The sequence below is a fragment of the Microcystis sp. M113S1 genome (genome assembly GCF_020246945.1).
In the GTDB taxonomy this organism is placed as follows: domain Bacteria; phylum Cyanobacteriota; class Cyanobacteriia; order Cyanobacteriales; family Microcystaceae; genus Microcystis.
This window is the reverse complement of the sequence record NZ_JADBSA010000052.1, coordinates 1-10,412: the sequence shown is the minus strand read 5'-3', so window position 1 is coordinate 10,412 and position 10,412 is coordinate 1. Positions and strand designations below refer to the sequence as shown.

The following is a 10,412-nucleotide window of genomic DNA, read 5'->3' as shown; positions in this document are numbered from 1 at the left end:
TTCAGGTGGTCAACTACCTAATTTTCAGGGAAAAAGTCCCGGAATTTTCCCCCTGATCACTCCCAGTCCGGTACTTTTTGATTGACAAAAAGTCTAAAAGTCTTACCCAACAAGGTTTTTAGATTTATTCAGCAGACCCTATCTAGGGTAGATAGTATATTAAAGTTGTTTTTATGTCAAGACATTAACTATTAATAAAAAACAATAAATATATGATACTAAATCCAGTTATTAAAGACTGATTGTTTATTCCCCCTTTTGCCTATCCTGATATGTAGCCTATACTCAACGGATTTAGTATGAATTTAATCAGGGGAATTGATATATCTTAAGATGAAAATAATCAGCTGGTTTTTTTGACCAGAATAAATTGCTAATTAACGCCAGTTCGGTTTAAGGGAATTTTGCCATAGCTTCCACGAAAGAATAGGAGTTTCAGGCTACGGTAGCATCAGGGTTTTAGCTGATCCCGAACTCAGGTTAATTATTGCGAATGTGAATATCTTGCTGCGGGAAGGGAATCTCGATACCCTGTTGAGTAAACCTATCAAGAATAACACAATTAACATCACTAATTACTCGCTTTTTCCTGTTAACATTATCCAACCAGAACTTTAATTCAAAGTTTAAACTAGAATGATCAAAATTAAGAAAAAAAGCTACTGGTTGCGGGTTTTTAAGTATATGAGGATGTTGGTCAGCAATGTCTAGCAATAAATTCATCACCTGTTGTGCGTTAGAATGATAACCAACTCCGATAACAATTGAACAATAAATCAAGTTATCACTACCCGTATAGGTGGTGACATCCTCAGTAAAAAACTTTTGATTGGGAATAATTTTTTCGGAATTGTCTGTAAGAATTTGCACTGTTGTCGCTCGAATACCTAGCTTTTTTACCTGAGAAGTTTGCCCTTCAATATTAATTATGTCTCCAGGTTTGAGAACTTTTTCAAATAATAGTAAAATACCGCTAATAAAATTACTGACTACTTGCTGCATACCGAAACCAATACCCACAGATAAACCGCCAGTAATTGCCGCTATTGCCGTTGCATTAACTCCCACATAACCCAAGATGATGATAACACCTAAGACAATGAAAAAATAACGTCCTAACAGTAAAGTTGCTTCAATTTCACCGCGACTAGCTTGCTGATTTAAATTGGCAATACTCAGAATTATAGTCTCTATAAGAACAACAATAATCACCAGAAAATAGGGAGCTATTATCAAAATAAATATGCTTCTCAATGTGATCGGACTATTGAATAAATTGAAGGGAGATACTTGGGCAATTTCCTGAATATTATTGTAAAAACCAATCATGGTTCTCAGGAGAAATAACACCAATAAAGGTGCTAAAAGCCGGAAATGATAATATTTAATTGTATTGACGGAAAACTTGGCGTATAATCCAGCTAATAAACAACGATAAATTAAATAAAACCACAGGAGTTTTATAGATAAACTAATCATTCCTCTTATCCAATTTTGACTGAAAAAAATTAGATAATTTAAGTCAAGTAAAATTAGACTAATAACTGGAAAATTAAGAAACTCTATCAGGATAGCAAAATATTGACGGAGGGTTAAATTTTTATCACTGTGAATCAACCTGGTGACGTGAGGAAATCTTTTTCTCAAGTAAGACCATAACCATTTTGATAATAACCAAGCAAGAATTAAAGATATAAAAATAATCGTTAATTGGTTTTGAACATTTCTGCGTCCTAAAAATAATAATTGGTTAGCAATTATTTCCGAAAGAGAGGGAATATTGTTGTTCATAATTAATTTATTTTCCTGACTTCCTGATCGAGACCTGATTGAATATAAAGTGTCAGTTTTTCGGCTGCTGTTGAGGAAGATATTTCACCAGCGATCGCTCTTTCATACCAAAATTCTCCCTCTTCTAAAATTTTATTCAACTTTTCCCAATCATCCAGAGGAACTGCCACGGCATTTTGAGATTGTTGTAATAATACCGATTCAATCGGTAGTAAATTTCCTTCGATCTGCACCCGTCGATTAGTGGGAATAAAACTTTCTGTTTGGATGATTGCTTGTAATTGTTGTTCGGGATTGGTGAGAAATTTTCCTAAAGCTAATCCCAAACTATTTTCATTATCACTATTATTGCGATTAAATACCATCACCCGTGTATAGAGAATTGGTGCTGCTTTACCTTGAGTTTCTTGGGGGAGTAAAGCGACTCTGAGATCATCTTGGAGGCTGTTTTTTAAATCGGCAATTTCAATAGAATTACACACATAATAGGTTAAGCGACCTCTAGCAAAAGCATCATGAAGTAATTCCCGTTGACGATTAAGGATAAAATTAGGCTGTGACGAGGCGAATTTTAGCCATTCTAGCCATTTTGCCCAACCATCTAAGCGAGGTTGCAGCCTACCCTGATCATCCCACAAATAGCTGCCAAAAATTGCCATTCCCCAAAAAGTATCTTCAAAAGAGGAAACTATCCCCACAGAATAACCTTTGCGCGCACGTTCCACTAATCCCTCTAAACTGGTAGGAGGTTGCTTCAGGAGCGGATCGGGACTAACTTGTAATTTTTTTTGATTGTAACACAGTACACGAGTACGAGAACCTAAGGGAATGCCATAGATTTTTCCTTGATAGCTAACTTGTTTCAGGGTTGGGGGATTATAAATAGATAAATCTAGATTTTTCCGGTCAATTTCCTCCAGTACTCCTTGGGATACTAATCTGGGTATATTTCTCGAAAAAATTAGAATAACACTTGCACCTAATCCGCTTTGAGATTGTTTAAAAAAACGTTCGGGTATCTCATCGATAGAAATAGCTTGTTCAAGAATTGTCACCTGCGGATTTAATTTTTCAAACTCTTGCAAACCGAGACCTACTACTTCAGTTAAATCGCCCTCTTCTGGATACCACACCAAAAGGGTTCCTTGCTGTTGCTCCGATGATTGGTTAGGAAGATCACTAAAACAAGCATAAAGAAAAATCGGCATCAAGATAAAAAGCAATAGGAGCGATATAATCATCTTTGCTTTTTTGCTTCTCCAAGCAGTTTTAACTCTGAGCATTAGGGATTGCATCGCTCGTGATCCTTCGAAAATATTGCCATAGACCCATATTACATGAAAAGGTGACTAATAATCCTTATCAGAAAAATAATTAACATGATCTTTTGTCAAGAGCCACCAGTATAGCAACAATCCCAGTTAAAAATTTGTGCGAGTTAAGCTGATGGTTATGTAAATTACTTGTAAAGACCAGCTGATAGTAGGGAAAGAGCGAGTTTCATAGTTTATTTTCTAACACTCTAATAACCAGTTTATACTAAATCTGGTTATTAAAGACTGATTATTTATTCCCCCTTTTGCATGAGTGCCTATTGCATGAGTGCCTGTCCTTATAAGTAGCCTATGCTCAACGGATTTAGTATAACAGTTAAAGAATTATCAGAATGGATTCAGGCAATTCAATCCGCAGAATCACAATTTGAGCAAGTTTTAAATTTATTGGAGGATGATGATGATTCAGATTAATAAAAATCAAACTAATTCGGCTCAGGCTAGTAATTATGAAACAGAGTTAAATCTTGAGAACTTTGATCAGATTGCACCCAAAAAACATGATCCTAAAATCTATCAAAAGCTCTTTTAAAAAGCTCAGGATATTGGTGATAAACAATCTGAGGTTTTTGCTCTTAGCCGGTTAGCAATGATTTATTTATCAATCTTGGGGTCAATATAGAGAAGCAATACAATATCTTCAGCCACAATTAGTAATTATTAGAGAAATCAATGATCGGTATTCGGAGGCGAATACTTTAGGTAATTTGGGAGCGGCTTATCAGTCTTTAGGGCAGTATCAAGAAGCAATTGCACATCTTCAAGAACAATTAGCAATTGCTCAGGAGATCGGCGATATTCTTGCCCTAGCAAATGCTTTCGGAAATCTGGGGATTACTTATCAATCCTTAGGACAATATCAGCAAGCAATTGAATATTTTCAAAAACAATTAGAAATTGCCCAACAAATTGGTGATAAAACATCAGAAGCCAATGCTTTGAGCAATTTAGGTATTTCTTATCAATATCAAGGCAATTTTGCTCAAGCAGAATCTCTATTTTTACAAGGATTAAAAATCCATGAAGAGTTATTTGGTGGCAATAATCCTAGTGTTGCTTCTAATCTCAACAATCTGGCGAGTCTTTATCAAGATCAGGGGAAATACGCAGAAGCAGAACCTCTTTATCAAAGAGTGCTGGAGATTTGGGAAAAGCAATTAGGAAAAGAGCATCCTGATGTGGCGACCAGTCTCAACAATCTGGCAAATCTTTATTACGCTCAAGGGAAATACACAGAAGCAGAACTGCTCTATCAAAGAGCCATTGCTATTTTGATAGCTACATTAGGCGAAAATCACCCTAACATTCAAACAGTAAGAAAGAATTATTTTCGGATGCTGTCCCAACTTCCCGATGAGGAATTAAGCCAACGCTTTCCTCCCGAAATGGTCGAATATATTCAATCCCTCCGTCATGCCTAGATTCTTTGTAATACCTTAATAATGCTCAAACTGCAATAAAATTACTCCAGCAGATAGCAAATGCCTAAAAAAATACGAGAACTCAAGTCTATACTTCTGAAAGCAGGGTTTACCTATCGCCACGGTAAAGGTAGTCATACCGTTTGGAGTAATCCCCGTGAAGATAATATAGTAATCTCAAAAGCTCCTTTTTTAGAAGAAGTTTTTCAAGAAATTAAGCAAATTATTAGCTGCTTTAGAGAAAAATCCCCCAACACTCCAACAGTAATGCTGAAAAAGTCTTTGAGTGGCAACAGGGAACAGTTTTTGATGCCTTAAACCAGCCATCCTCGATCATCAAACCCCTAAACAGGCAAAATTATCTGTATATTTAATCACTTAATCAGAAGCATTTACCTTTGAAATAGCAGTTTTTAAATAGGAAACCACCTCATTAATTGCTACTTCTGACGCTTTTTTACTGGCTCTTTCGACTAATTCCACCTTACCCGATTTGAGAGATTTACCCGTGACAATGCGATAGGGAATCCCAATTAAATCCGCATCTTTGAACTTAACTCCTGCACGTTCATCCCGGTCATCTAAAAGGGTTTCAATGCCCGCTTGATTTAACTCATTGTATAAACTTTCGGCGGTTTTTACCTGCTCGGCATCGGCTAAATTGGGAATAACCACAATCGCTTGATAGGGGGCAATAGCTACAGGCCAAATAATGCCATCTTTATCGTAGGATTGTTCTACGGCTGCCTGTGCTAAACGGGATACTCCTATGCCATAACAACCCATACAAATGGGGGTAGATTCTCCCGCTTCATTAGTATAGAAAGCATTCATGGCCTGAGAATATTTATAGCCCAATTGGAAGATATGACCGACTTCAATTCCTCTAGCACTTTGCAAGGTTTGATTAGGATCATGAATAGCTCGATCGCCTACCTGAGCTTTGCGTAGATCGACGATTAATTCCGGTAAGATAAAATCTTTACCCCAATTCGCCCCCACTAAATGAAACCCCGTTTCATTGCCACCGGTGATCAAGTTTTCTAAGTCTGTCACCGTGTTGTCTGCTATGCGTAAAAATTGAGGAGCTATATCGCTGGCTTTTTTGAGCAAATTATCTTCTAAGTCGGGAGCAATATAACCTAAAGGTAAGGGTTTAGTTGCCCATTTCTGTTGAGCGGCAGCATCGGGTATTTTTAAAGCCAAAATTGTTTTAGCATTGTAACGGCTCGCCTGTCTAATTAATTCATTTTGTAGTTTAACTTCGTTAACCTCTTGATCTCCCCGAATGCTCACCAAAACTAAAACAGTTATGCCGCTATCATAAACCACTTCGTAGAGAACATTTTTGACGATAGCGGTGGCAGAACAATCGAGAAATTTAGCTAAACTTTCGATAGTGTTGGTGTTAGGAGTCTCTTTTTTAGCAAACTTTTTAAAGGGAGAAGCCACTTTATCTGCCGGCAAAGAAACGGCTTTTTCCACATTAGCCGCATACTTTTCATCGGCGGTAAATAAAACCTCATCTTCTCCGGCATCAGCTAAGACCATAAATTCTTGGGATGCGGAACCACCAATCGCTCCAGAATCGGCTTCTACTGCCCGAAAAGCTAACCCACAACGGCGGAAAATATTGCGGTAAGCTATATCCATCGCTTGATAGGTTTTCTTTAAACATTCCTCGTCGAGATTGAAAGAATAGGCATCTTTCATAATAAATTCTCGTCCCCGCATTAAACCAAAACGAGGGCGAATTTCATCGCGAAATTTAGTTTGAATCTGATATAAATTAACCGGTAATTGTCGATAGGAACGAATTAAATCACGAGCGACGGCAGTAATTACTTCTTCGTGAGTCGGTCCTAATCCTAACTCCCGGTTTTGCCGGTCCGTCAGGGCAAACATAATCCCTTCTGCTTTTGTGTAGGTGTCCCAACGGCCTGATTCTTGCCAGAGTTCCGCCGGTTGCAGTTGGGGAAGTAAACATTCTTGGGCGCCGGCTTTATTCATTTCTTCCCGGACTATCTGGGAGACTTTCTGCAAAACCCGCCACATCAGGGGTAAATAGGCGTAAATACCGCTGCCAATGCGACGAATGTAACCGGCACGGACTAAGCATTTATGACTGGGGATTTCCGCCTCGGCTGGGTCTTCCCGGAGAGTGACAAAAAGCTGTTGAGAGAGTCGCATCCTATCGATATCCTTTTGAACAGAAGACTTTCTATTATCTCATCAAAGGAGAGCGACTGCAATTATCAATTACTTGTGTTGACAAACAATAACAGCGATCAGTTTACCGATTCTCAGGTATTTCCCCTCACAACTTGAGACTGGTTGGAGACGCATTGAACCTTAGTTGCAATTGCCTAACTCCCTTGTTCTCTACTCTAGGAAATATGAGCGTTCAGGTCGATCGCTGTTATCGTCGTTATCGAGACAGAATGTAACTTTAACAGGGTTTACTCCTTTGTGAACTTGACCTTATAACCTTGCCAGTTGATCTGTCAGGGAAGCTTTTTTCCTTAGCTTCAATTATTAATATAACATCGGATCGGAGCTAGAAGTCTTTCTCTTAATCAAAGTTTACATTGCCAGCATCAAGGAAAAGCCTAGATGTTTTGACGCTTAACCGACCATAACTCTTATTATTCAAAAATTATGGCAGGAGTAACCTCAACAGTAGTCAAAGAAAGCGCAGAGGAATTAACTCAACGGATCAAAGAAGCAACCACCGCTAGGGAAAAAGACAAACTGCAAGTGCTGTATTGGCTAAAACAAGAAAAAGCTCCCGCCATCAAGGTGATAGCTAAAAGTTTAGGGCATCATAGAAACACAGTGCAAACCTGGTTGTGTAAATATCTTGAGGAAGGCAACGAAAAGAACTTGATAGATTCCATTTGGTATCTTTCCCAAAATCCTTACCCAGTATGGATTAGAGCGAATTAGCCAAAATACCTGTAATTCTTACCCGTGAAGCGTCACAAGAGAGATACCAAATAGGTTCTATACAAAGCGGGAAGAGCCTAATTATTAATTAAACCGCTCCCTGCGGTTTAGCACCTTTCCCTATGCTACTATTCCACTTCCATCGGTCTAATACCCCCTAAATGAAACTTAATAGCGCACCGTGCGGTTTAATCTCCTCAGCAAATTAGGTTATACTTCATCTTTACGAGAAAGACCTTAACTTTGCTTAGGTTTGAGTGGATTGGCGAGCATCCAGACGGGAGTTTATTAGCTTGGGTAATAGCAATCCGGATTTCGCTTTGTAAGCGTCAAATTCAGGATAGCGGGAGAGGGAGCGGTCTTTTTTAAGCATATTGGGAATGAAGACCCCGGCGACGAATCCCCCCAAAATCAGAAAAGGGAGCCAATGTTGGGCTAACAGGGCAAAACTCAGATAAATTAAAATCTCTCCTAAATAGTTGGGATTGCGACTACGACTAAAGAAACCTTCGGTGATCAATCCTTCCCTATATTTAAGGGTAAAATACTTTTGGGCATCGCTACCGTAATGGAGAAATACCCCCATAATATTGATCGCTATCGCCACGGATATTAAAGGAGCGGCGGCCGTGACCTTCCCGCTAACAATAATAAAAGGGGCAACCCAATATAAACCGAGAACGATAAAGGTAAATATTCCCATAGCCAACGGTATTTCTTTTTCCCATTGTTGATCCGGATATAATCTATCCTTGATCAACCACATAAGACCGTAAGTTCCGTGCAGGGCAAGGTATATCCAAGCGACTGGGGTAAAATTATTATAAAAAGCCATTAAGCCCAATATAATTAGAAAACTCAGAAATTTATGCCAATTAATCGCGTGTTTTATCTTCATTTTCTTCAAAGTAGAAATCAATCCTGTTGATCGAGTGCTAAACAATTATAACTACTAACGTTTCAATCCGGTCTTTGACATCGCTTGAGAATAAAAAAGAAAGGTCGGGGAAAGTTGTTAAAATCCATAATTACTGGCACGGTATTGTCCTCTAATTTCCGAAAAGAGTCATTAATCGGTAAATAATCCTAGATCAACAGCACAAGCTTCCAATCTGGTCTGTCAGGTTAACGGCGATCGCCGTTTTGTCGGTTGGGTTAAGACACCACACTACCCAACACCAAAGACTGGCGGATTGTTACACAACACACTTTCCACCCCAGCACTGTATTTAAAAATACAATTTAATACAATCTTTATATTTTTCTCATGCCAAGGTAGAACCTTGGCATGAGAAAAGGGAGGATATTCCTCCCTTCCCTGATCGGTTACACAAGAGCTAGAACCTCTGGAAATGCGTTGCAAGGGAGACCCTTGCAACGAGGTAGAAACGAGAAGAACCACTTACTTATTAATTTTTCACAAAAGTAAACTTACCATTTTTACCATCGGCATCCATTTTAATTTGTGCCACGGAGAATTTATCCTGAATGATTTCCCCTTCGGGAGTAAAAGCAATATCTCCCAGGACAGTGACATACTTACCCGCTAAAATTTCCTGATTTAATTGTTGGCGAATTTGTGCGAGGGAAAGTGTACTGAGTTTATTTTTATCATCTACCCGTTTTAAGGCCTCGACAAAAACTTGAATTCCCGTAAAAGCTTGAGCGGTAAATTGGGGCGGTGCTTTTTTATTTTCTGCTGTATAAGCGGCGACAAAATCCCGATTAATAGGACTATCTAATTCCGGGTTATAAGCTTGAGCAATGATAATGCCATCACATTGAGCTTGACAAACAGGGAAAATATTAGAAGTATTTAAACCATTACCACCAATAATTAACCCCTGATAGCCTAATTGTCGCAACTGTTTGACCAAATTGCCCCCGTCAGCAACCAAACCAGAAATAACCACTAAATCCGGTTTAATATTAATAGCGGCGGTGGCTTGGTTTTGAAAATCTGTATCGGTGGTTTGGAATTTCTGCACGGTGACAATATCAAGATTTAAACTCTTCAGGGTTTCTTGAAAAGTTTCCGTTTCCGATTTACTAAAAGCATCATTTTGGGCAAAAAAGACAGCCACTTTTTTAATCTTGGGATCGATTTTTAAAGCGGTTTTAACCGCATTGGGAGCGACCACAGCCACAGGAGCAGACACCCTACCCACATATTCACCGATCTGGGGGATACCTTTAGCGGTGTTAGACGGACCGAGAATAGGAACTTTGGCTCGATCGGCGATCGGACTAGCGGCAAAAGCTTGTTGGGATAGGGACGGACCGAGAATACCCACCACCTTATCTTGAGTGATCAGGGTATTGATGGCGTTGATCGCTCCCGGTTCATCCCCAGCCACATCCTGGATAATAACTTTAATCGGTGTTCCATTGACTCCGCCCTTTTTATTAAAATATGTTTCAGCCATCTTGACACCGATCACCTGTTCCTGTCCCAATAGGGCGAGATTGCTGGTTTGAGCCAAAGCTGCACCGATGGGAATAGCAGCAGTGGCGGCGTTTTCTGCGGGACTGGGGTTAGTTTGACCGGTGGGAGTGCCGGAATTACAGGCCACCACTAGACCAAAAGTGACTAGGGATAAGATTAAGGGGATTAATAAACGTTTTCTGAGCATCTTAACTCTCCAGGAGGCTGATATTGTTGATGACACTATTATTTCGCTAATCGGGTTGATTTCAGCGAAATTCTCGACGGGATCAGAACCGATTTTGCTCCCTTAGCGCCCTTTCTTTCCCCTAATTTTGTTGATTAACCTCCCCGTCTCATAGTTAGTAAAAGTATAGTCAAATATAGACAGACTGAATTCCATTTCAGAAATTCCCTTCACTTTTACTTCGAGAGATTAATTCTCCTTGGGTGAACTACGCACCTCTCTATCCCATAGCGGTTAAACGCATTTGG

At 39.2% G+C, this 10,412-nt stretch carries 7 protein-coding genes and 2 pseudogenes; 3 read left to right on the top strand and 6 right to left on the bottom strand.

Annotation, left to right across the window (positions count from 1 at the left end):
- Positions 1–480: 480 nt before the first annotated feature.
- Together IM319_RS03205 and IM319_RS03200 are read right to left on the bottom strand one after the other, a co-directional pair.
- On the bottom strand, positions 481–1,791 hold the full coding sequence (locus tag IM319_RS03205) for a mechanosensitive ion channel family protein (RefSeq protein WP_287734619.1): 1,311 nt from the start codon (positions 1,789–1,791) through the stop codon (positions 481–483).
- Positions 1,792–1,793: 2 nt separating this feature from the next.
- The gene (locus tag IM319_RS03200) at positions 1,794–3,086 is read right to left on the bottom strand and encodes a sugar ABC transporter substrate-binding protein (RefSeq protein WP_287734618.1); all 1,293 of its coding nucleotides are present in this window, start codon (positions 3,084–3,086) and stop codon (positions 1,794–1,796) included.
- A 439-nt stretch (positions 3,087–3,525) separates the two neighbouring features.
- Here IM319_RS03200 and IM319_RS03195 point away from each other — a divergent pair.
- Both IM319_RS03195 and IM319_RS03190 read left to right on the top strand, forming a co-directional pair.
- Positions 3,526–4,546: pseudogene (locus tag IM319_RS03195) on the top strand (tetratricopeptide repeat protein).
- 60 nt (positions 4,547–4,606) lie between these two features.
- Entirely contained in the window at positions 4,607–4,864 is a 258-nt protein-coding gene (locus IM319_RS03190; RefSeq protein ID WP_287734617.1) for a type II toxin-antitoxin system HicA family toxin, read from the top strand.
- A gap of 60 nt (positions 4,865–4,924) precedes the next feature.
- On the opposite strand, the gene IM319_RS03185 is transcribed toward IM319_RS03190, so the two are convergent.
- Positions 4,925–6,736, bottom strand: a complete 1,812-nt coding sequence (locus IM319_RS03185) for a proline--tRNA ligase (RefSeq protein WP_287734616.1) — start codon at positions 6,734–6,736, stop codon at positions 4,925–4,927.
- Positions 6,737–7,204: 468 nt separating this feature from the next.
- Here IM319_RS03185 and IM319_RS03180 point away from each other — a divergent pair, with 468 nt between their 5' ends.
- Positions 7,205–7,492, top strand: a complete 288-nt coding sequence (locus tag IM319_RS03180) for a helix-turn-helix domain-containing protein (RefSeq protein WP_287734614.1) — start codon at positions 7,205–7,207, stop codon at positions 7,490–7,492.
- Positions 7,493–7,739: 247 nt separating this feature from the next.
- Here IM319_RS03180 and IM319_RS03175 read toward each other — a convergent pair whose 3' ends face one another.
- The 3 genes and pseudogenes from IM319_RS03175 to IM319_RS03165 form a co-directional block, all read right to left on the bottom strand.
- Entirely contained in the window at positions 7,740–8,390 is a 651-nt protein-coding gene (locus IM319_RS03175; protein ID WP_287077548.1) for a methyltransferase family protein, read from the bottom strand.
- Positions 8,391–8,452: 62 nt separating this feature from the next.
- Positions 8,453–8,578 (bottom strand): annotated as a pseudogene (locus IM319_RS03170) (DUF4334 domain-containing protein); the annotation flags it as partial.
- A 323-nt stretch (positions 8,579–8,901) separates the two neighbouring features.
- A complete protein-coding gene (locus IM319_RS03165) occupies positions 8,902–10,125 on the bottom strand; it encodes an ABC transporter substrate-binding protein (RefSeq protein WP_287687510.1) in 1,224 nt (407 codons plus the stop codon).
- Positions 10,126–10,412 lie beyond the last annotated feature (287 nt).